Raw genomic sequence first — 22,532 nt, forward strand, 5'->3', positions numbered from 1 at the left:
AAATTAAATCGCCTTACTATAACTACTGCTATAGCTGCCTCTTCGCAATAAGGTGCTGCTCCAGCTTCAACGAAGTCGCACCGACTGCCCCCCATCAAAAAAGAACACATGGCATTCTGCTACCTGGCGCAGCAAAACAGCTTCAAGTGCCTCCGCATAAAGCTCCAGCTGAAACCGATGGCGCTCGGCTGCACGCTCCCATTGCTGATTGATGATCCGGTCCGTTTTATAATCGACCAGCACCAATCCATGCTGATCCTCGAACACGCAATCCATAACGCCTTGAATTAGAATCTGTTCGTCCTTTGCTTCTTCAGCAACGGAAGGATGCACCCGCGAAGCGGGCAGCATACAGCTGAATGGCACCTCGCGCTTGACCTCATTTGCTGCGAGCAGCCGCAATCCGAGAGGGCTTGCGAAAAAAGCAGCAATATTCATGCTGTCAATGGCTTCCGCCTGGCGCGGTGTTAACAGCTTGCGTTCAATCATGCCCTGGGTAGTCTGCATAACGACGCGCTCATCGACAGTGCCCTTAAGCGGTAAATGCTGCATGACAAGGTGATTGACAGAGCCTTTCTCTGCCGCTGTGAGTGAAATCTGCTCCATAAACCGCGGACGACGCAATCGGAATGAGCCTCCGGGCGCTGGCTGCAGGTCATTGCTATTATTCGCTTCACCTTGCTGCCTCATGTAATCCGATTGTTCCAGGTAATCCAGCCGTTCGGACGATGAATGACTGCCGCTTGCCTCTATATCATTCATCGCTTCCTCTCCAGCTTCAAACAAAGGAGCGGCTTCGCGATCAGTAAAAGCTTCGCCGTGAAGACGTTTAATCTCAGTAACAGACGTTTTGGCAGGCAAAAGAGTTGCAGCTTGATGAGAATAATGAAAATCCAATCGTTCGCGCAGCTCACTATCCTGCTCCTCAGGCTGCAGCTCAAGCTGAGCCAGCGAAAGAACGCCTTGCAGCCGCAGTTCTCTCTCTTCATGTCCAGCATCTTGCTGAAGCGCTGCTGCTGCTTCACTGCTGAACACCGCAGCTGCAACGAAGCCCGATCGCCATTCCAGCCTTTTCATGCCGGATACCTGAGCGATTTGTTCTGCTTCCTGCTGCGCAAAGCTTGATGCGGCGAGCGGACCAAGCCAATCCAAAAAAGTCGACGCCGCAGCCAGCTTAAAATCCGGTATGCGTCCGCTTGCGTCAATAGCTGCCAGCCAGACCGGCAGCTTCTTAGCTGCATCTGAAACCGTACCGACCAGAAACATTTTTTCCTTCGGGCGGGTGAGAGCCACATATAAAATCCGCATTTCCTCGGCCAGCATTTCCATGCGCAGCCTGCGGCGAATCGCTAGAAATGGCAGAGTTGGATAACTGACCCGCTGCTGGGGATCCACAAATCGCGGGCCGAATCCAAGCTGCTTATGGCGAAGAAAGGCGCTGCGCAAATCCTGCTGGTTAAATGACTTGCCAAGACCTGCTGTGAACACGACGGGAAACTCCAGCCCTTTGCTCTTGTGGATCGACATAATGCGGACGACATTTTCCTGCTCGCCAAGCGCCCTTGCTGTGCCGAGATCCCCTCCGCTATCGCGCATTCGCTCTACGAAACGCAAAAACCGGAACAGGCCCCGGAAGGAGGTCGCTTCGTAACCGCGGGCACGGTCATGCAGAGCGCGCAAATTCGCTTGACGCTGTGTGCCGCCAGGGAGACCGCCAGCAAAATCATAATAACCGGTCTCGCGGAAAATACGCCAAATGAGGTCGGCCAATGCCCCCTGTCTGGCATCGCTGCGCCAACGCTCAAGCTGCACGAGAAACTGGGTCAGCTTCTGGCGAAGCGCCTCTGGAAGCGTTAAACTGCCTTCTGCGGCCAGCAGCGCTTCAAAATAACTGACGCCGGATTTTTCAATCCTTATAAGCGCCAGCTCCTCGGCATCCAAGCCAAAAATAGGGGAGCGCAGCGTGCCCGCGAGCGGAATATCCTGATAAGGATTGTCAATGACTCGCAGCAGCGACAATACAGTCTGCACTTCTATGGCATCAAAATAGCCGCTGCTCAGCTCAGCATAGGCGGGTACGCCATCTGCCTGCAGCTCCTCGATAATTATTGGCGCCCATTGCGATGTCGCGCGCAGCAAAATAACGATATCCCGCCATTCCAGCGGACGGGTCCGTCTGCTTTTTCCGTCGTAAACGCGGTAGCCGCTGTCCATAAGCGACTGGATTTTCCGGGCAATCAGCCGCCCTTCCAGCTGCGCCGTCTGCAAATCCTCGGCCGACTCAGCCGCATCCAGCCCTTCTTCCTCATCCTCCGGCTGCGCTTTATCCTCCGCCATAACGGAGCCAGCCTTATCAATGACGACCAATTCTACTTCAAATTCTCCTGCTTCCTCTGCTGCCGGGAAGGAAGCGCCGCATACCAGCTCCGCTCGCTGATCATAATCCATTTCGGCTACGGATTCCCGCATTATGCCGCGGAATACATTATTTACGCCGTCAACCACCTCCTGACGGCTGCGGAAGTTGCGCGCCAGATCAATGCGCAAGCCTGCTGAATGGCCAGCCGAAGAAGCTGCTTCAGCTATTGACTGTGCAGTGGCTGCAGTGGCTGCAGTGGCTGCGGCGTCTTTATCCGCTTCAGCCGTTCCGGGCAGAACAGCCTGTACGGCGTAGCTTTTATATTTATGCATGAATAGATTTGGCTCCGCGAGCCGGAAGCGATAAATGCTTTGCTTCACATCGCCAACCATGAAACGGTTCCCCGCTCCCGGTCTTGAGATCAGCGTTACTATCGCCTCCTGCACCATATTCATGTCCTGGTATTCATCTAGCAAAATTTCATCGAATTGGTTCTGGTATTCCAGTGCCGCGGGCGAAGGCAGCGTCTGCTGCACGGAAGAGTCCTCCGTGCGCAATATCCGCAAGCAATAATGCTCCAAATCGCCAAAATCAAGCAGCCCCTTCTCCCGTTTCGCTGCTTCATACCTTTTGCCAAAATCAATAATGAGCTCGCTCAGCGCTGCCATTAATGGAGCTAGCTCCTGCAGCTCCTCCAAAAACTGCTCCGGCGTACGGCCGAACAGCTCCTCGGCTAGCGTGCCCAGCAGCTTCTTGGCGCTGTCTCGCAAATCTTTCGCCTGCTCCTGCAGCGATTTATCGTATTCGTCGCCGCGCATAGCCTTCAATTTGCCAAATTCCACTGTATGAAATGGCTCAAACCATTGCTCCCAAGGTCTATCCTGTACAGCAGCTTTAAGCATGAGAACAAGTGTCAAATCATCCTCGAAATTGATAGCATAAGGTGCCGGTCCAGCAGGCTCGCGCGTCAAATCAAGCGCCTTCCGAAGCAGCGCTTCTGCCCCGGCGAGCGCCAGCTCCACATCAGCCCGCAAGCTGGCAACCCAGCTGCTGTGCTGAAGCTCGGCTGCATTTTGCAAATTAAAGCTTTCAGCCGTTTCGCGAAGCCATTCTACGGGCCATGGGTGGCTTTGCGCAAAAGCATACAGGTCCTGGACGAGCTTGTACAGCGGCTCATCCCCGCGCTCTCCGCCCAGACGGTCAGCGAGCGCCAGAAAAGCGCCACCAGCGCCAGAATCGGCATCCGCCTCGTCATATTTTTCCTCGAAGAGCTGATCCAGCACCTCCATCCTCAGCAGCTCGCTCTCCGTTTCATTGGCGATGCGAAAGCCAGGGTCAAGCCCAATCAGCGGATAATAACGGCGAATGACATCAAGACAAAAAGAATGCAGCGTCGTGATCGACGACCTGTTCATAAGCGCAAGCTGGCGACGCAAATGCTCAGAGTCAGGCTGGCGATCCAGCTCCTTCTCCAGCGCAATGCGAATCCGCTCCTTCATTTCCGCAGCTGCTGCCTTCGTAAAAGTGGCAACGAGCAGGCGGTCCACATCGGTCGAGGATGAAATTTTGCGAATAATGCGCTCAACCAGCACAGCCGTCTTGCCAGAGCCGGCAGCAGCAGCTACTAGAATGTTGGATCCTTCCGTTACTATGGCGCTCCACTGCTCATCGGTCCAAGTGCTGCCTTCCGGTTTAATGGCGTTGATCATGTCCGTCATCGATGCTTTCTCCTTTCTCCAGCCGCTGCCATAGCTCTTCCGTTGAAGGCTTGCGAAGCCGCACATACTCATTGCCGTCAAACAGCGGATCGAACTGGCAAACCGCCTTATAATCACAATATTGGCACGGGATTTTTGTTCCCAGCTTGTAGGGCTCAATCGATACTTTGCCACAGCTGATTTCCGAGCCAATTCCGCTAATGGTCCTCCTGACAGAATCCCGCAAAATGTCCCACTGCTTGTCCGTCACGACGGAGGAGCTGCTGTAGAACGCCCCATCCTTCTTGAGCGCTACAGGCAATAGCTCGGAGTGTCCCGTTTCCAGCTGATCATCCATGAGGCGCACCGCCTCGGCTTCTGCCGTAACGAGTCCTCTTAGCTTAAAGCGTTTGCGCAGCTCTGCTTTGATTTTCGCTTCGTTCATTTGATTAGAAAGCGCAAGCAGCGGATTATGCACGTGAAAATAAAGCACGCCCGCAGGCGATGCCTGCTTTCCAAGCCAGCCGGGAGAATGCGTCACCAATACGTCCAAATACGTCAGCATTTGCAGGGAAAGGCCAAAGGCCACCTCCTCCAGGCGCAGCTGGGTCACGCTAGACTTGTAATCCAGTACGCGCAACAACAGGCCCTGCTCCGTATCCGCAGCATCAACCCGGTCGATTCGCCCGATTATTTCCATAGAACGTCCATCCTGCAAAGGAATAATAAGCGGCGGCAGTGTGCCGCCCGGGCCAAAATCAACCTCCAGCCCGACGGGCTGGAATGCGGCCCGGCGGGCATGCTCGCTCAGCATAATGGCAGCCTGCGCTACAATTTCCTTAAGCTTGCGGGCAATGTAGCGATAGCGGCCGCTGCTCAGCAAAATTTGCGATTGCAGCCTTGGTGCAAGCTCGTCCACCGTTTGAACCGCCGCCTCGCGGATCTGACGCTCTGAAGCCGAGCCGAAAGCGTGGCCAAGCCCGCCTTCTCCAGCCAAACGGCTGAGCGCAGCATGAAATAGCTGACCCACATCCGGCGCCTCCAGCCGGTGCATTTTCCGCTCGCGCAGCTTCAGTCCGTGAATCGCAAAATGCTGAAAAGGGCACGACACGAAACGCTCCATTCTCGATACGCTCGCTCTCAAGCGAACGCCATAAAGCTGCTGTGCCGTATCAGCGGTCAACAGCTCCTCTTGATTCACATAACCAAGAGATTTTGTAAGCAGCGATAGCTTCGTTTGCCATTCTGGACGTACTGCGAACCAATTGTAAAGCTCCCACCAAAAAGGAGCGATCTCGCTTCCCTGCTTCCAAGCCCGCAGCTCCGTAATTAAATACGACAAGGCACGTTCTGGATGCTGAATATATTCCCTTTGCTCCTTTACCGACATAGTCTGCGTAGGCTCCGCCTGCACTTGCTGTATCGGCAATCCGTGAAACAGCTGCCTCACCTGCCTAATAATTTCCGATGGCAGCAGGCTTTTCCCCTCTTCATCAGCCTCTGACCAACTCATCCACAAATGTCTGCTCGGCGTTGTGAGCGCACTATAAATCAGAAAACGCTCATCCAGCAGCCTCCGCTTGAGGCCCGGCGCCATGACCAAGCCTTCTTCAGCCAGCCGCTCCCGCTCCTGGTCCGTCAGCACGCCATCCTCTTGAAAACGCGTCGGCATGATGCCATCATTAGCTCCCAGCACGTAACAGACCTGCACCTGACTGGAACGCGTACGGTCCATGCTGCCCACCAGCACCTGATCAAGAGCAGGCGGAATGGCACCTAATTTGAGGCTTTCCAAGCCCGTCTCAAGCATGCCAACGAAAATATCGGCGGACAGCGGTTCATTACCAACTAGCTCGACTAATTGGTCAAGCAAATTCATGACTCCATCCCACAGCTGGCGATGACCGCGTGAGCGCTGTACTCGGCCAGCCTCGCTATCCTCGCGGCTCCAGCGCTCCAGACGTTCCGCAACCCCTGTATGCTCAAGCAAGCGATATAGCGCCTCACACATCATGGTAACATTCGAAGCTTTCTCCAGCTCTTTGCCAAACTGCTGCAAAGGAGGAACGATTACACCGCGCGCGGCCATGACCGCCTCAAACTCCGCCTTCGCACGTTGCGATGGCGCATTGGCCGCTGCATCCTGCTCTTCCTCCAGCGACTCGATGATGAATGGACGCCATCTTTTTTCATCCAGCCACTTCCAGCCATCGATGCCCGCCGCCAAGACGAAGTTTTCCAGCCAATCAAATTGGTCGCGGGGAATGCTTCCATCAAGCGGAAACAGCAGCTCGGTCTTAATGCAGCGGAATACCGCCTCATAGCTCCAATTATGAAGCACCGTCTCCAATGCTGAGCGGATGAACTCGACCAGCGGATGATGGACGGTCGTGTGCCTCTGATCAAGGAAATAGGGGATGCTGTATTCTTGAAACGCTGCTTCGATATAGTCGCTGTAATCCCCCGCATTGCGCACCATAACCGTCATATCACGCCAGCTTAGGCTCTCTTCCCTGACTCTGCGCAGCATATCGCGCGCCAGCAGCTCCACCTCGGTTCGCCGATTTGCCGCCGCATGCAGCGATATGCCGCATAATGGGCTGGTTGCATCGAGCATTGCCGGATTTGGAAGCGCCATTTGTGCCCGTCCTCCGTAGTGGCGCTCCAAATGAGCCAGCATCGGGCTGCTGCTGAACCTGCCCGGCGCTTCGCAGGCAGCATTGCTTGTACCGCCGAGCACAATCGGCTCCAGCAGCGCAACGCCTAAGCCCTCCGCCAGTTCCCTCAGCTTTACATACGCATCCGCTGTAGGGTAAAACAAATCCAGCTCAACTGGCCGCTCTCCAGCCGCATATGCCCGATTCAGCTTAAGCGTAATCGTCACTTTCTTCGCCATGCTTATAAGCGAGCTAAGCGCGGCATATTCTTTTGGCGTAAAGCCATTAAAGCCGTCAATCCAAATTTCGGTGTCCCGTATCGTTGAAAATTGAGACAGCCCCGCTGACAGATAGACCAAATAATCCTCCGAATCGACATACTGCCCGGCGAGCTCTTCCTCCAGCCTTTCGTATACCAGCTGCAAGTCATGCAGCTTGCGCTTCAGCAGCGCCGAGTCCTGCAAAGCAGAAGCAGCCTCTTCTCTGCGCTCTGCAATCATCGCCGGATTAATGCCATATCGCTTCCATTCCGTCAACAGCTCGCCCAGACGCTCAATGAAACCAGGCTTTCCAGCACCATGCTCGAACAGCTCCAATTGATCGCCCAGACGCTGCACGATTTTGTACAGCAGCATGTTTTTGCCTTCGTCGCCGATTGGAATGAGCGCGGTACCGCCAGTTTCCTGCATAACGCGAAGAGCAAGCCTGCGAAGGCTCAGCACTTGCGCCCGAATCATTCCCTGCAATCCGCTGCCGCGAAGCAGCGTGTACTCGGACTGGAAGGTCGCTTGCTCCGGCACGAGCAAAATAAGCGGAGGCCCATCCGGGTCAGCGTTCAGCCTGCCGCGAATCGCATCCAGGCAATATGTCGTTTTTCCCGCTCCCGAGCGGCCCAGCACTAATTGAAGCGGCATCCTGCAGCCCTTCCTTCCGTAACCTGTCTATTATCAACCATACTACCATACCCGCCGCGACTTTTCACGAGTCCTTCAAACATACGTTCTTAAATATTTGGCAAAAAAACCTCTTGAACGAGCAAGAAGCACACTCGCCGTTCAAGAGGTTTCCGTTATTTGCTGCGCACCTCAAAGATGGCAAATTTCAAGTAATGCCCTTCTGTTACGCCAAGCAGCTGCGGATGATCCTTGCCCGCCGCCCGCCATTCCACAAGCCGGAGCAGCTTGCCTGCATCAGCTGCGGCCTCTTGGATCGTCTCCAGAAACAAATCAGGACGCATATGGTATGAGCAGCTCGCCGTCACCAGATAGCCGCCTTCATTTACCAGCTTCATGCCATGCAAATTAATATCTTTATAGCCGCGGACAGCACCTGCTACCGCATTTTTTGTTTTGGCAAACGCCGGAGGGTCCAAAATGACAACGTCCCAGGTTTGGCCGCCACCGCTAATCGGCTTGGACGTATCCGTGCCTGCGCGGCTGCGTTCGAGACGCTCCTCCAGCCCCTTCGTTTGCAGCCTTAAGTAGTCAAAAGCATCGGTAACAACGAACTGTACGCGATCGGTAAAGCCGTTACGTTCCACATTGCGGCGCGCCGTATCAATCGCATGCTCGGAAATGTCCAAGCAGGTCACTTTCTTCGCTCCGTATTTGCAGGCATGCAAGGTAAAGCTGCCCGTATGCGCAAAGCATTCCAGCACCGTCGCACCATCCCAGTAGGGGAAGGTCACCTCTTTGCCATTGGCATTGACTGGAACGAGTTCCCCCGCTGTCTCTGCACTCGCGCTGCTGTCCTCGGCAGGCTTCGGCATTAGCTTAATGCCGCTGCGAAGGCCCCAGCCCTTCATCAGCGGAGCGATGGAGGCGCGATTTTCACGCTGATCATAGAAATAGCCGGTCTTCTGACCTTCGACTATATCAACCTCAAGCTTAAGCCCGTTCTCTTCAATCTCCAATATGGCCGGGCATTCCCCGTACAGCACGCCTGTACGCTTCTCTAAGCCCTCCAGCTGTCTGACGCCGACATCACTGCGCTCATAAATGCCGCGCGGCTCAAACACCTCGATAAGCGCTTCAATGATCGCATCGCGGTGAATGTCCATGCCAAGTGTCAGCAATTGGATAACCAGCACATCATTAAAGCGGTCAACGGTCAGCCCTGGCAGGAAATCAGCTTCTCCGTATACGAGCCTGCAATCCTGATCCGGCACAAAACGGCTGCGATGCTCCTTCGCCTGCTGGAAACGCTCATGGAAAAAAGCAGTATCCATCGCCTCCAGCGGCTTGTACGAAATAATGCGCACCGTAATTTGCGATTTCGGATTCCAATACCCCGTCGCCAGATAACGACCCTGGTGGCTGACTACATCAACCAAGCCGCCCGGCTCTGCGGTGCCTTCCATTTTATCAATCTCGCTTGCATATACCCATGGGTGGCCCTGCTCCAAACGTTTTTTGCGCCCGCGCTGCAGCGCTATCCTTGCTCTCGTCATAATGGCAAAACCAACCTCTCTCATGCTTGTCATGCTTGTCTTGTTTGCTGCATATATGTATGGGTACACCTGTCACTCGTTTTTAGAAAAGGAGATTCAGCCCATGCTTCATTCTATTATTTTGCCGATTGCAATCGGCTTTGCCTTGTTCTTAAGCGGCATGAAGCTGATGGAGCTGGCGCTGCATCGCCTTGCCGGAACGCAATTGAATCGTATTTTGCAGCGTTTTACCGCTACGCCCATTCACGGACTGGCGGCTGGCGCCATCTCTACTGCTTTTCTTCAGAGCAGCACAGCCGTAACCGTCATCTCTATAGGTCTCGTCAATGCCGGTCTGCTCACCTTTCCGCGAACGCTCGGCATTATTCTTGGCACCAACATCGGCACCTGCCTGACGACGGAGCTGCTTGGGCTTAGCCTTGAGCGTCTCACAATGCCGCTGCTCATCCTCTCCGTCTCCGCCTGGCTGCTGACTGCACTGCTCGGCGAGCTGCAGCTTATCCCCGCCTTGCGGACTGGCGGCTGGCTAAACACGATTCGTTCCGCTTCTGTTGCCACGCTCGGCTTCGGCATACTGCTCGCCGGCATGGCGATGATGCAAAGCGTTGGCCCAGACATTCAGCAAAGCGCCATGTTTGACTGGTTTATGAGCAAAACGGCGGACAGCCTCTGGTGGGGGCTGGCCGCCGGCGCGGTGCTAACTGCAGCCGTGCATAGCAGCACAGCTGTCATAGCCATTATTATGGGTTTTGCGGCAATCGGAGCGATGCCGCTAGAAGTTGGCATAGCCGTTGTGCTAGGCGCAAACATCGGCACCTGCGTCACTGCGCTGCTCGCCTCTATTGGCGGATCGCGCGCGGGTCAATTCGTTGCGCTCGCCCATATAACGCTGAATGTCGGCGGCGCGCTGCTCTTTATGCCGTTTGTCGGCTTGCTTGCTGGACTATCAGCTTGGCTGACCGCAGCTCCAGCGGCGCAAATTGCCCATGCGCAAACGCTGTTTAATATTTTCAGCTCGCTGCTTGCCCTGCCGCTCTGCTATTTGCCAGCGCTGCGGCGGATGCCCCGCCAAGATTAACCTTCCAATGCTGCACCATAAAACTATGTAAATGGTATGCCCAGCAGCTCTAATGCACCGGAGACGATCCGATTATTGTTGTCATAGCCGGATTGCTTCTGACGTCTCCATGCATCAAGCGGCTCGAACCAATCCACTCCGCGAATTTCTTCTACTTGAGCTTGCAAATCGCCGCCGATGGCTTCAACCAGGTAATAGTGAACCTCTTTATCGACCGTACCATAGGTATCATGCTGGTACTGATATTTAATTTGGTCAATAGGTGCTATGATATTGCCCTGAAGCCCCGTTTCCTCAGCAATTTCCCGCAACGCGGTCTGCTCAACGGTTTCGCCTGCCTCCATCTTGCCTTTGGGGAGCGATACTTTGCCATAACGATCCTGAATAAGCTGAATTTGCAGCTTGCCTTCCTCCGTGCGGCGGTAGACGACGCCTCCTGCTGATATTTCCTTCACACCTGTTTCCCCCTTGCCTGATTGACATCATATCGCAATAGCGAAAACTCCAGCCGCTTCCTCCTAGCGAAGCCAGCGGCCGAAATTCAAGCCTAATGTATGGCGCCTTTGTTATGCTCTCAGTGCTTCCGCTTTTGTATGAACGGCAGCTTGCTGATCTTGCTCTTCATCCAGCTCCAGCACGAAGCTGTGAGTTTCGGAGCCGCGAAGCGCAGACGATTCGCCTTCCAGCACTCGCACAAGCTGGCCACGGCATTCATTGACGCCAGCTTCCGTAACCTTAACGCGGCACAGCTTGCCGATTAAGTCCTCGGAGCCGTTGAATACAACTTGAATGTAGTTGTCGGAATAACCCATAACAAGTCCCGTTCCTGGAGCTCCCTTGTAGTCGCGCTCTGGAATAATATCAAGCACAGCGCCTACATACTTCTCTGCATAAGCAAGCTGCATGCGCTCGGACAAGTCGATCAGCTTGTGAACGCGTTCGTTCTTAAGTTCTTCATCCACTTGATCCTCCATGCGCGCTGCTGGTGTACCCGTCCGTTTGGAGTAAGGGAACACGTGCATTTCCGAGAAGCCCAGCTCCTCCATAAAGCGGAAGCCTTCTTCAAACATTTCGTCTGTTTCGCCAGGGAAACCAACAATGACGTCCGTTGTAATAGCTACGCCCGGCATAACCTCGCGGATACGCTTGATTTTCGCCGCGAATTCCTCCGTCGTATATTTGCGACGCATCCGCTTCAGCACGGAGTTTTCGCCGGCCTGCAGTGGAATATGGAGATGGCGGCACATTTTCGTGGACCGATTCAGCACATCAATCATCGCCTCATCGATCTGGCTTGCTTCGATCGAGCTGATGCGGATACGCTCAAGCCCTTCGATATGATCCAGATCCCACAGCAGGTCACTTAGACGGTAATTATCCAAATCGTCGCCATAGCCGCCTGTGTGAATGCCCGTAAGCACGATCTCCTTATAGCCTGCCGCAACCAGCTGCTTCGCCTGCTCAACAACGCTATGAGCATCCCGGCTGCGGGACAAGCCGCGCGACCATGGAATGATACAGAAGGTGCAGAAGTTGTTGCAGCCCTCCTGAATTTTCAGAAACGCCCGCGTACGCTCGGCAAAATCCGGCACATCCAGCTCCTCAAACTCGCGCGTCTTCATAATGTTGCGAACAGCATTGACCGGCTGACGGTCCGCATGAATTTGATCGACAAATGTCATGATTTTCTCGCGGTCCTGCGTACCGATAACGAGATCGACGCCGGGAATCGCCATAATTTCGGCCGGGGACGTCTGTGCGTAGCAGCCTGTTACCGCTATAACGGCATCCGGATTGCGACGCACCGCACGGCGAATGATTTGGCGGCTCTTCTTGTCGCCTGTATTGGTCACCGTACAGGTGTTGATTAAATAAACATCAGCGGTCGCTTCGAAATCGACCTGCTCGTAGCCTTCATTTTTGAACAGCTGCCATATCGCTTCTGTGTCGTAAAAATTCACTTTGCAGCCTAATGTATAAAATGCAACCGATGGCATGTTGTTATACTCCTCCCATTTCTCCGGCTTCATACAGCAAGCATGTCAATCCGACGATACCTGCGGTTTCCGTCCGCAATATCCTTTTGCCGAGGCCGACAATAATGGCTCCTGCTGCTTCTGCCTCATCTGCTTCACGCTCGGTAAAGCCGCCCTCCGGCCCTACCATTAGCAATACGCTCGGAGCGGAAGTATCGCTCCCTCTGTTAGAGCTCCAGCTATTCAGCGCCTGCCTAATACCCACGCCTTCCGCTGCATCGCCTTCGCGTTCATAACAAAACAAAACTAAATTATAGGAAGCAATCGATTTGACCAGCTCGCGCCAGCTCCGCACCGGCTCTACAGCCGGAACGCGGCAGCGATGCGACTGCTCCGCCGCTTCCTTGGCGATTTTGCCCCAACGCTCCAGACGCTTCGCTTCCTTCTTGCCGTCATATTGCACGATCATGCGCTCTGACTGGAACGGGACAAACGAATAAGCGCCAATTTCGGTGCCCTTCTGGATGACCAGCTCCATCTTGTCGCCTTTCGGCAAGGCTTGGGCAATCGTAACCGACCAGCTCGGCTCGCTATTTTGGGGAAGCTCTTCTGCAATAGCCGCTACAACCTCGGTGGACGAAGCTTCCCGCACAGAAGCAAGCACGACCCGCTGCTCGCCGTCGCTTGCAATAAACGTATCGCCTGCCTTCATCCGCATGACGCGAACAGCGTGGAATGCATCCTCGCCAAACAAGCGGACTTCATTATCTTCAAATTGCTCTTTCGCTATAAAATACCGCTGCATATCGTCTACATAACCATCCTTCATAATAGCATGTTTTCATGTCGAAAATCCATGACCAAACCGTGCCACACAAGGTGAAACGGCTGCCCTCCGTCCTTTGGAGGCGCGGCGCGTTTCAATCCGAGAAATATAAACCTATTTATATGATTGAAACTTATAAATTCTTATATTTCAAGCGCAAACGGCTGCCCTCCGTCCTTTGGCGGCAAAGCTACCGTTTCGCGTAGAAATATAGAGAAAGGATGGAAAATCATATCCTTTCCTAATTTAAATAAACAGCCCGCCGAGCAAGCCCATAAAATAGGCTGCCAATTCCTGCGAAAAATTCAGAATCGGACTAATGGTCACAGCGCGAAGCGGTGGAATGAACAATAGCAGCAGGAAAATAATAATGCCCCATTGCATGTTCTGCTCCATTTTATAGCCGACTTTTAGCGGTACGAGATTTTGAATGATCCGGTAGCCGTCAAGTGGCGGCAATGGAATCAGATTAAAAATAAACAGCAAAAAGTTAAGTGAAATGAAATACGAGAAAAATACTTGCAAAGCATCCTGTACGCCAATGGAGCCCATATGGTACAGCCCCGTCTTGATGCTGAGATAATAAAGAATAATGCCAAGCAGTCCGAGTACAAAGTTGCTAAGCGGACCTGCCGCCGTCACAATCACGCCCATTAAACGCGGATGCTTAAAACGATTTTGGTTTACCGGTACAGGCTTGGCCCAGCCGAAGCCAGCAAGCAAAATCAAAATCATGCCAAGCACATCCAAATGGACGCGCGGGTTCAGCGTTACCCTGCCCGCATCATAGGCCGTATTGTCACCGAACTTGTACGCCGTGTAAGCATGCGCAAACTCGTGAACGGTGAAAGCAATAATAAGCACAAGCACAGCAAAGGGCAATTCAGCGGTCGGATAAGCAAACCAACCTTCCATACTCATTCCGTTACCTGCGGCTTGCGTGCTACGAATACAACCCAGTCTTCATTGCGGCGTGTTTCTTCCACGATAAAGCCGGCTTTCACAAGCCCCTGCTTCACAAGCTCTTCCTTGTTTTTATAAATACCGGAGGAAATATACAGCCCGCCCGGCTTCAAGGCTTGATACACCTCATCAATAAACAGCAAAATAATTTCTGCTAAAATATTAGCAACGACCAGATCGACTGGCACCGATACCGTCGTAGATTCATTAGAGCCGACAGATCCGCGTGCCCCTTTGCCTCCTAATACGCCAAGCAGATCGCTGAGCTTAACTTCGACTTGCTGCTCCAGCCCATTCAGGCGTACATTTTCCGTCGCGCTCGTTACAGCAATTGGATCGAGATCAAGAGCAAGCACACGGCTGGCCCCCAGCCTGCAAGCTCCAATCGCCAAAATGCCCGAGCCTGTACCAACGTCAATGATTTCCTCGCCGCCTTTAATGACGGATTCCAGCGTCTGCAAGCAGAGGGAAGTTGTCGGATGTGTGCCTGTCCCAAAAGCCATGCCCGGGTCAAGCTCAATAATTTTCTCATTCGGCGCAGCTTCGTACTCTTCCCACGTCGGTTTGATCGTGAGTGTATCCGATACTTTAAGCGGCTTGAAATATTGCTTCCATGCCGTCGCCCAATCCTCTTCGTCTACCATTTGCGAAGTAATTTCATAATCGCCTGGATCAATGCCAAATTCGCGCAGCTGTTCGATCGGTGCTACCAGCTCTGCTTTCAAAGCGGCGATATCTGTTCCTTCCGAAAAATACCCCTTTATAACGGCTTGTCCTTCCGGAATATCATTCAGCGGCGTTTCATACCACTGGCCGAGGGACGTGTCCCGTTGTTTGTTCAGCGTGCCGGATTCTTCAATGGAAACCCCGTCCGCATCCCGTTCATGCAAAAAGTTAGAAATCATCTCAATCGCTTGTTCTGTCGTCGAGATTGTAAGTTCATGCCATTTCATTTGCTTCTACGCCTCCAGTGTGAAAAACTAACATCTATTGTACACCAATCCGCATTGATGCACAAAATATGTATTTGAAAATGTGATAATCCTGCTATTTTACAGCCTTTCCAGCCGTTAAATTTTCTTTTGCGCATAGCAAAAAGAGAAGGCAGGCCCCTTGCTCCTGCCCTCTCCGCTTGCGAACGCCAGTCCCGGCTCTACTTTGCCCGGTTACATCAATTGCTCCATACTTCCGCCCGCATCCTCAATCAGACGCAGTGCCCTGTCTTTGACATGCTCTTCAAGCATCGCGGTAAGTGCCGTACTGTCTGCTTGTCCATCAACCCGAAGCGCCTGCAGCTTGCGCAGCGCTCCCTGTGCCGCCTCAGAATGTTCAAATACAGCGCGTATGTGTTGATCAGCCATAATGCGCCCAGCCTCCTTCTACGTATAGTTAGGCGGTATTCAACCGCCCAGCTTCCTACTTCGATAGAATGGAAAGCCGGTGCCATTATTATTCGTTTTTTCGCAAGCTTTCAGAAAAAAAGACGATCCGCGCTTATTCGCCGCGGAACGCCTTTTTCATCCGTTCAAAAATCGATTCGTGATTTTCTGCTGTTTCTGTCGGAACGGAGCCTGAAACGCCGCCAAACTGGCGAAGCAGCTCTTTCTGTTCATCCGTCAGCTTCTGTGGGGTAACGACTGTCACTTTAACGTGCTGGTCGCCCTGTCCATATCCGCGCAGCTTAGGAACACCTTTGCCTTTCAGGCGGAAGTATGTGCCCGTCTGAGTGCCGGCTGGAATTTTCAGCTTGATTTTCTCCGTCAGCGTCGGGATTTCGATTTCATCACCGAGTGCCGCCTGTACGAAGGACAAAGGAACCTCGCAATAAATATCGTCGTTTTCACGCTCGAAAAACTCATGGGCTCTTACGCGAATAACAATGTACAAATCGCCCGCAGGACCGCCGCGTTGGCCAGCTTCACCTTCGCCAGACAAACGGATTTGCGCGCCTTCATCAACGCCAGCTGGGATTTTCACTGTAATTTTACGCTGTTTTTTCACTTTGCCTGCGCCATGACAAGTTCCGCATTTTTCTTTGATTACGCGGCCCGTTCCGCTACAGTTGGAGCATGCACGGCGGTTGACCATACGGCCGAATGGCGTATTTTGCACAACCTCCTGCTGCCCAGTACCGCTACATACAGAGCAAGTGTCTGGCTTCGTTCCTGGCTTAGCACCAGAACCGCTGCAAGTATCACAGTTTTCGGTGCGAGGAATCGTAATCTCCGTTTCCTTGCCGAATACCGCTTCCTTGAAATCAATCGTCATTGTATATTGCAAATCGCTGCCACGCTGTGGCGCATTCGGATCACGACGGCCACCGCCGCCACCGAAGAACATATCGAAAATATCGCCGAAGCCGCCGCCGTCGAAACCGCCTGCTCCGCCGCCCATGCCTTGATTCGGGTCAACATGCCCGTATCGGTCATAGGTAGAGCGCTTGCCATCGTCACTCAGTACGTCGTAAGCTTCCTTGACTTCCTTAAACTGCGTCTCGGCATCAGCTGCCTTGTTGACGTCCGGATGATACTTTCGCGCGAGCTGACGGTACGATTTCTTAATGTCATCCGCTGAAGCGTCCTTGCCTACACCCAGAATTTCATAATAATCTCTTTTTGACAAACGGTATCACCTCCGCCCATAAATGTGTTGGATAAGCTGAGACAAATGACTTTTATGTGCGCCAAGGTCGTAACTGCGAGAAAGGGTGGACTTTCGGCCGCTGTTGTTTTCAGATTTCTTGAATTATTCCTCTTGAGGAAAAATCCGAAAACAAAGGCGGACGCTGCCGCTCCTACAGTGCTACCCTTTCTCTCCGTTACTCCCATGCTACATATTTTTCTTTTGTTCAACTTATCCTTTTAAAAAAAGTTATAGCTTCGTCTCAACTATTCGTCGAAGCTTTTTTTATATACTTTAATCATGGAACAAGGTCAAAGACAGGGGAAGCCCTGTCTTTGACCTCATCCGCGCTGCAAGCTTAGTTTTTGTCGTCAACTACTTCGTAGTCAGCGTCAACCACATTGTCTTTGCCTTTTGCTTCCGGCTGTTCGCCTTCTGCGCCTGGCTGCCCAGCCGCTTGCTCATACAGCTTCACGGATAGCTGCTGTACAATTTCAGTCAGCTCATCAGAAGCTGCTTTAATTTCCTCCAGGTTATCAGTTGCAAGCGAAGCTGTTACTTTTTCTTTCGCAGCATTTGCTTTTTCGATTTCTTCTGGAGCTACTTTGTCGCCAAGATCTTTAATCGTTTTGTCTACCGAGTATACGAGTTGGTCAGCGTTGTTTTTCGCTTCTACCAGCTCACGGCGTTTGCGGTCTTCTTCCGCATTCAGCTCGGCATCCTTCATCATTTGTTCAATTTCCGCGTCGCTTAGGCCGCTGGAAGAAGTGATTGTGATTTTTTGGCTTTTGCCTGTGCCTTTATCCAGTGCCGATACGTTAACGATACCGTTCGCATCGATGTCAAAAGTAACTTCGATTTGCGGTACGCCGCGCGGTGCAAGAGGAATATCGCTCAGGGTGAAGCGGCCCAGCGTTTTGTTGCCCGCTGCCATTTCGCGCTCGCCTTGCAAGACGTGAATTTCAACGCCAGGCTGATTGTCAGCATACGTCGAATACACTTGCGATTTGCTTGTTGGAATCGTTGTGTTGCGGTCGATCATCTTCGTGAAGACGCCGCCTGCTGTTTCGATACCAAGGGAAAGCGGAGTAACGTCAAGCAATACAACGTCTTTAACGTCGCCAGTCAGTACGCCTGCTTGAACAGCCGCTCCCAATGCAACAACCTCATCCGGGTTAACGCCTTTGTGCGGATCTTTGCCAATCAGTTTTTTAACCGCTTCTTGAACGGCAGGAATACGTGTCGAACCGCCTACAAGAACGACTTTGTCGATTTGGTTTGCGGACAGGCCGGAGTCGCTCAGCGCTTGACGAGTTGGTTTCAGCGTACGCTCTACGAGGTCAGCTGCCAGCTCTTCAAATTTTGCACGAGTCAGGTTCGTTTCCATATGCTGAGGAACGCCATCTACCATTGTAATAAACGGCAGCGAAATCGTTGTCGACATAACGCCGGACAGTTCTTTTTTCGCTTTTTCAGCAGCATCTTTCAGACGTTGTACTGCCGCTTTATCTTTGGAAAGGTCTGCGCCTTGCTCTTTTTTGAATTCAGCTACGAGGTGATCGATAATGACTTGGTCAAAATCATCGCCGCCCAGCTTGTTATCGCCGCTTGTTGCTTTAACTTCGAAGAAGCCATCGCCAAGCTCAAGAATCGATACGTCAAATGTACCGCCGCCAAGGTCATAAACGAGAATCGTTTGATCTTCTGTTTTCTCAAGGCCGTAAGCAAGAGCTGCTGCTGTCGGCTCGTTGACGATACGAAGAACTTCCAGACCTGCGATTTTACCAGCATCTTTCGTTGCTTGACGCTGGCTGTCATTGAAGTAAGCAGGAACCGTAATAACAGCTTGTGTTACAGTTTGACCTAAGTAAGCTTCTGCATCAGACTTCAGCTTTTGCAAAATGATTGCGGAAATTTCTTGTGGCGAATAATCTTTGCCATCAATGCTTTCCTTATGGTTTGTACCAATATGGCGCTTGATCGAAATAATGGTGCGGTCAGGGTTAGTGATCGCTTGGCGCTTCGCGCTTTCGCCGACGATACGCTCGCCGTCTTTTTTGAAACCAACGACCGAAGGGGTTGTACGGCTGCCTTCCGGGTTAGGGATAACGACAGCTTCGCCGCCCTCCATTACTGCAACGCAAGAGTTTGTTGTACCAAGGTCGATACCGATTACTTTACTCATCGTGAATTTCCTCCTTATAATGGTTCTTCATTCCATACATTCTATTATCAAAGGAAATTATCGGTTAGCCGCTCACTTTAACCATTGCCGGACGGAGAACCTTCTCCTTCAGCATGTAGCCTTTTTGAACTTCCTCCACAATAATTCCTTCTTCATATTCATCGGATTCCACCGTCATAATCGCCTGATGGAAGTCAGGGTTAAAAGCTTCTCCAACGACATTCATCGCTGCGAGACCTTCCTGTTCCAGCGTTTGCATCAATTGGCGGAAAATCATGTCCACGCCTTTCGCAAGCGCCTCTACATCACCATTAACGGAAGCTGCAGCTGTAGCCCGATCGAAGTTATCGACAACCGGCAGCAGCTCAGTAACGAGCTTCATCGACGCATAACGCGCCAGCTCTTCTCTTTCCTTAATGGAACGACGACGGAAATTGTCAAAGTCCGCTTGTGTACGAAGGTAGCGCTGCTGGCTCTCTTCAAGCTGCTTCTCAAGCTCTGCATAACGCGCATCAACTACCTCAGCTTCATTTTGCCCAGCTTCAGCCGTTTCTTGCGATTCAACAGTCTCGTCTGCCACTAGCTCCTCAACCACATCATTTTGTTGCTCTTTACTCACCCTATTCACCTCCTTCAAATGCCGATTGGCATTCCCTTATCATTTATACCAACGGGCCAAAAATGCAGCCATATCTTTAGATATCATATCAACCAGACTCATCACCTTGCCATATTCCATCCGCGTGGGACCCAGAATGCCGATTGTGCCAAGCGGCTGCCCGTCAACCGAATAAGAAGCGGTAATCAAGCTGCAGCTGGCAATCGCCAGATTATCATTTTCCGTCCCAATGCGCACTTGTATGCCTGAAGGCAAGGAGGAAAACATTTTCATCACGGCTGGCGTTTCTTCCAGCAAATCCAAAATCGTTTTTACCTTGTCAACATCTTTGAATTCCGGCTGCGTCAGCATGTTCGTCGTTCCACTTAGAAACAGGCGATGATCATTATCAGGCTGCAGCGCCTGATCCAGCACGCCCAGCACTTCCTCGCAATGATCGACGTAACGTTCCAGCTCCTGGCCGACCTCCAGATAAAGCTTTGATTTCAAGCGGACTAACGGAATGCCGACAAGCTTCGTATTCAAAATATGGACGACCTTCTCCAGTTCCTCCATCTTCACCTCAGACGGCAGCGTAATGGTGCGATTCTCGACGCGCCCCGTATTAGTAACAATGATGGCAACCGCAGAACGTTCATCCAGCGGCACAAGGCTGAAATGCTTCAGCGATGTATTAAACAGCTCCGGGCCCAGCAAAATCGACGTGTAGTTCGTCAGGCTGGACAAAATCGATGCTGCATGCTGAATAACCTGCTCCATCTGGCTCATCTGCTCGGTGAAAAAAGAACGAACCTTCGTCATATCCGCATCGTTCAACTCTTCCATCCTCATCAGATGATCAACGTAATAGCGATAGCCTTTAGTAGAAGGAATCCGGCCTGCCGACGTATGCGGCTGCTCCAGAAATCCAAGCTCCTCCAAATCCGCCATTTCATTACGAATGGTAGCTGGGCTGAAGCCAACATCGCCGCGCTTAGAAATACTGCGTGAACCGACCGGCTCAGCCGAGCGGATATAATCATCTACGATAGCTGTTAAAATCATTCGCTGCCTATCCGTCAACATGCGCATTCCCTCCAAGTCATCGGCTCTGTCATTAGCACTCGTCTTGATTGAGTGCTAATCGTTAATACAAAAATACCAAACCCGCTTGAGCATTGTCAAGTGAGTTTGGCATTTTTAGTTAGCCTATTTTTACAATATTCACTATAATGACTTGCAGCGGCTCGGAAAAACCTCTACTCCAGCACTTTCAGCACGGCGATTTCATCGCAAGCGTTCTGCTTCGGACAGTTGACGCAATCGGTCCATACCTTTTCCGGAAAAATTTCTTTATCCACGACCGTAAACCCATTCCGCAGAAAAAAAGCAACCTCGTAAGTCAGCGCCATGACCTTCGTAATGCCCTGTTCCTTCGCCGCAGCAAGCAAGCCGTCAACGAGCTTACTGCCAATGCCGAGACCCTTGTAGCCATCCGACATGCCAAGTGACCGGATCTCTACCAAATTATCGCCTAGCTTCGTCAGCGAGCCGCAGCCGACAACCTGGTCGCCTACTTCCGCTACTATAAAGGAATTTATCGAATACTCAAGCATATACCGGGTACGGGGCAGCATGATCCCTTTCTCTGCATAGCCTTGAATTAAATCAAACAATACGTCAACATCATCTTTGGTTGCTTTTCTGCATACTGCCTGCAAGCTGTCCATTAGTTTCATGCTGCTCCCCCCATCCGGTGCTTGTTTCATCACCATATACCTATCATTGAATAAATATACATCATCGCGCATGTTTTCTCAATAGGCAATTTTAAAAAATATTAATATGAATTTTCATAATCGCCTATCTGGCTAAACTTCCAAACCAATAAACGATCCAAATACTTCATTGCCGAGCAATACGCCTTTATCCGTCAGCCGATAACCCGACCCGCGTTCATCCTCCAGACGCTCCATCAACCCGTCATTCAAATGCTTAGCAATAATCGGGCCAAAATAGCTTTCGAGCGTCTTGCCGTCAAATTGGCGGGTAAAATCAGCAGTGCGAATGCCATCCAGCAGACGCAGGCCGACCATCATAAAGTCCTCCATCGCCTCAAGCTCGGATATCGTCTCCGTATCAAGGCGCGGCAGGCGGGCAAGCGTAGCGTCAATATAAGGCTGTACCCCCTTGATATTAACATGGCGCTCGCGATTTGCGTACCCATGGGCACCGGCTCCAAGTCCGTAATAAGGCTCGTTGCGCCAGTACGTTGAATTATGCTTGCTCTCAAAGCCCGGACGGGCAAAATTGCTTATTTCATAGTGCTGGTAGCCGCCAGCCTTAAGCTGCTCAATCAGCAGCAAATACATATTCAAATCCTCATCCTCTGTCGGCAAAGGCAGTTCATTGCGCTCATACAGCTTGTGGAATAACGTATTCTCCTCCACTTTAAGGCTGTACAGCGAGTAATGCGGCAGCTCCAGCGCAAGTGCCTTCTGCACACTGTCAGCCAGCAGCTCAACCGTCTGTCCAGGCAGGCCAAACATCAGATCGATCGACAAATTCGTAAAGCCTGCTGCTCTAGCATTGTCCAAGCTGCGATATACGTCCTCGACATTGTGAATACGTCCAATACGCTCCAGCAGCGTGTTATTAAACGATTGCACGCCAAAGCTGATCCGGTTCACCCCACCGGCATACATCGCCGCCAGCTTGTCAGCATCCGTCGTACCTGGATTGGCTTCCATAGAAAACTCGACATCTGGTGAAAGTGGAAAATGCTTGCGGACAGCAGCGAGAAATCGCTCCATCTGCGGCGGTGTAAGCACCGTCGGCGTACCTCCGCCTACGAATACCGTATCGATTTGCTCAGGCGGCAGCACGCTGATTGTCCGCTCCATTTCGCGCTCCAGCGCATCCAAATAATCGTCTACAGGCTGGCCTTTCAGCACATAGGACGTAAAATCGCAGTAATGGCACTTATTCGTACAAAAAGGGATATGAATATACAGCGCTCGCGGCGCGTGATGAATCGTCATGCTGTACACCTGCTTTCCTGTGGCAAGCTCTCTTCAAGTGCCAGTCCGTCAAAGTGCGGACGACTTCTTGCCTCTCTCATG

16 protein-coding genes are annotated in these 22,532 nt (G+C 52.0%); 1 reads left to right on the top strand and 15 read right to left on the bottom strand.

All coding sequences use genetic code 11. The features are described 5' to 3' along the window. Window positions 1-66: 66 nt before the first annotated feature. The 3 genes from addA to AC50X8_RS00635 all read right to left on the bottom strand — a co-directional run bounded on the left by addA (window position 67) and on the right by AC50X8_RS00635 (window position 9,195). On the bottom strand, window positions 67-4,077 hold the full coding sequence (gene addA / locus AC50X8_RS00625) for a helicase-exonuclease AddAB subunit AddA (RefSeq protein WP_494878088.1): 4,011 nt from the start codon (window positions 4,075-4,077) through the stop codon (window positions 67-69). Further along, window positions 4,052-7,627 carry a helicase-exonuclease AddAB subunit AddB gene (gene addB / locus AC50X8_RS00630; RefSeq protein ID WP_494878090.1) on the bottom strand — a complete coding sequence of 1,192 codons (3,576 nt, stop codon included), beginning with the start codon at window positions 7,625-7,627 and terminating at the stop codon, window positions 4,052-4,054. Before addB ends, addA begins: the two co-directional genes overlap by 26 nt. Before the next feature lie 155 nt (window positions 7,628-7,782). Then, window positions 7,783-9,195, bottom strand: a complete 1,413-nt coding sequence (locus tag AC50X8_RS00635) for a class I SAM-dependent rRNA methyltransferase (protein WP_494878096.1) — start codon at window positions 9,193-9,195, stop codon at window positions 7,783-7,785. A 70-nt stretch (window positions 9,196-9,265) separates the two neighbouring features. Between AC50X8_RS00635 and AC50X8_RS00640 the strand changes: the two genes are divergently transcribed. Next, a complete protein-coding gene (locus AC50X8_RS00640) occupies window positions 9,266-10,240 on the top strand; it encodes a Na/Pi cotransporter family protein (protein WP_494878100.1) in 975 nt (324 codons plus the stop codon). 23 nt (window positions 10,241-10,263) lie between these two features. Here the strand turns inward: AC50X8_RS00640 and AC50X8_RS00645 are convergent, their stop codons facing one another. The 12 genes from AC50X8_RS00645 to hemW all read right to left on the bottom strand — a co-directional run bounded on the left by AC50X8_RS00645 (window position 10,264) and on the right by hemW (window position 22,451). After that, the gene (locus AC50X8_RS00645; protein WP_056029360.1) at window positions 10,264-10,695 is read right to left on the bottom strand and encodes an NUDIX hydrolase; all 432 of its coding nucleotides are present in this window, start codon (window positions 10,693-10,695) and stop codon (window positions 10,264-10,266) included. Between the two features lie 111 nt (window positions 10,696-10,806). Continuing rightward, complete coding sequence (gene mtaB, locus AC50X8_RS00650) at window positions 10,807-12,237, bottom strand: tRNA (N(6)-L-threonylcarbamoyladenosine(37)-C(2))-methylthiotransferase MtaB (RefSeq protein WP_494878102.1); 1,431 nt, start codon at window positions 12,235-12,237, stop codon at window positions 10,807-10,809. A gap of 4 nt (window positions 12,238-12,241) precedes the next feature. Continuing rightward, window positions 12,242-13,021, bottom strand: a complete 780-nt coding sequence (locus AC50X8_RS00655) for an RsmE family RNA methyltransferase (protein WP_494878664.1) — start codon at window positions 13,019-13,021, stop codon at window positions 12,242-12,244. Window positions 13,022-13,288: 267 nt separating this feature from the next. After that, entirely contained in the window at window positions 13,289-13,963 is a 675-nt protein-coding gene (locus tag AC50X8_RS00660; protein ID WP_327204892.1) for a site-2 protease family protein, read from the bottom strand. After that, a complete protein-coding gene (gene prmA / locus AC50X8_RS00665) occupies window positions 13,960-14,958 on the bottom strand; it encodes a 50S ribosomal protein L11 methyltransferase (protein ID WP_494878104.1) in 999 nt (332 codons plus the stop codon). The genes AC50X8_RS00660 and prmA overlap by 4 nt, the downstream gene beginning before the upstream one ends. Window positions 14,959-15,171: 213 nt before the next feature. Next, complete coding sequence (locus tag AC50X8_RS00670; RefSeq protein WP_056029371.1) at window positions 15,172-15,366, bottom strand: hypothetical protein; 195 nt, start codon at window positions 15,364-15,366, stop codon at window positions 15,172-15,174. Window positions 15,367-15,499: 133 nt separating this feature from the next. Further along, window positions 15,500-16,627, bottom strand: coding sequence for a molecular chaperone DnaJ (gene dnaJ, locus AC50X8_RS00675; RefSeq protein WP_056029374.1), 1,128 nt, complete (start codon window positions 16,625-16,627; stop codon window positions 15,500-15,502). A gap of 358 nt (window positions 16,628-16,985) precedes the next feature. Then, window positions 16,986-18,812 carry a molecular chaperone DnaK gene (dnaK, locus tag AC50X8_RS00680; protein ID WP_046229932.1) on the bottom strand — a complete coding sequence of 609 codons (1,827 nt, stop codon included), beginning with the start codon at window positions 18,810-18,812 and terminating at the stop codon, window positions 16,986-16,988. A gap of 64 nt (window positions 18,813-18,876) precedes the next feature. Further along, a complete protein-coding gene (gene grpE, locus AC50X8_RS00685; RefSeq protein ID WP_056029377.1) occupies window positions 18,877-19,449 on the bottom strand; it encodes a nucleotide exchange factor GrpE in 573 nt (190 codons plus the stop codon). A 21-nt stretch (window positions 19,450-19,470) separates the two neighbouring features. Further along, window positions 19,471-20,496: a heat-inducible transcriptional repressor HrcA gene (gene hrcA, locus AC50X8_RS00690; protein WP_056029380.1), complete on the bottom strand. Its 1,026-nt coding sequence runs from the start codon at window positions 20,494-20,496 to the stop codon at window positions 19,471-19,473. A 173-nt stretch (window positions 20,497-20,669) separates the two neighbouring features. Beyond that, on the bottom strand, window positions 20,670-21,149 hold the full coding sequence (locus AC50X8_RS00695) for an N-acetyltransferase (protein WP_081418578.1): 480 nt from the start codon (window positions 21,147-21,149) through the stop codon (window positions 20,670-20,672). 132 nt (window positions 21,150-21,281) lie between these two features. Then, window positions 21,282-22,451, bottom strand: a complete 1,170-nt coding sequence (gene hemW / locus AC50X8_RS00700; RefSeq protein ID WP_494858358.1) for a radical SAM family heme chaperone HemW — start codon at window positions 22,449-22,451, stop codon at window positions 21,282-21,284. Between the last annotated feature and the right edge of the window lie 81 nt (window positions 22,452-22,532).

Source organism: Paenibacillus sp. JT22N15, assembly GCF_059383755.1.

What these genes read in the sequence shown, in the direction of transcription:
- addA (WP_494878088.1), bottom strand. Translation starts at nt 4,077, where the DNA reads ATGACGGACATGATCAACGCCATTAAACCGGAAGGCAGCACTTGGACC.
- addB (WP_494878090.1), bottom strand. Translation starts at nt 7,627, where the DNA reads ATGCCGCTTCAATTAGTGCTGGGCCGCTCGGGAGCGGGAAAAACGACA.
- AC50X8_RS00635 (WP_494878096.1), bottom strand. Translation starts at nt 9,195, where the DNA reads ATGACAAGCATGAGAGAGGTTGGTTTTGCCATTATGACGAGAGCAAGG.
- AC50X8_RS00640 (WP_494878100.1), top strand. Translation starts at nt 9,266, where the DNA reads ATGCTTCATTCTATTATTTTGCCGATTGCAATCGGCTTTGCCTTGTTC.
- mtaB (WP_494878102.1), bottom strand. Translation starts at nt 12,237, where the DNA reads ATGCCATCGGTTGCATTTTATACATTAGGCTGCAAAGTGAATTTTTAC.
- AC50X8_RS00655 (WP_494878664.1), bottom strand. Translation starts at nt 13,021, where the DNA reads ATGCAGCGGTATTTTATAGCGAAAGAGCAATTTGAAGATAATGAAGTC.
- AC50X8_RS00660 (WP_327204892.1), bottom strand. Translation starts at nt 13,963, where the DNA reads ATGAGTATGGAAGGTTGGTTTGCTTATCCGACCGCTGAATTGCCCTTT.
- prmA (WP_494878104.1), bottom strand. Translation starts at nt 14,958, where the DNA reads ATGAAATGGCATGAACTTACAATCTCGACGACAGAACAAGCGATTGAG.
- AC50X8_RS00670 (WP_056029371.1), bottom strand. Translation starts at nt 15,366, where the DNA reads ATGGCTGATCAACACATACGCGCTGTATTTGAACATTCTGAGGCGGCA.
- dnaK (WP_046229932.1), bottom strand. Translation starts at nt 18,812, where the DNA reads ATGAGTAAAGTAATCGGTATCGACCTTGGTACAACAAACTCTTGCGTT.
- hrcA (WP_056029380.1), bottom strand. Translation starts at nt 20,496, where the DNA reads ATGTTGACGGATAGGCAGCGAATGATTTTAACAGCTATCGTAGATGAT.
- AC50X8_RS00695 (WP_081418578.1), bottom strand. Translation starts at nt 21,149, where the DNA reads ATGAAACTAATGGACAGCTTGCAGGCAGTATGCAGAAAAGCAACCAAA.
- hemW (WP_494858358.1), bottom strand. Translation starts at nt 22,451, where the DNA reads ATGACGATTCATCACGCGCCGCGAGCGCTGTATATTCATATCCCTTTT.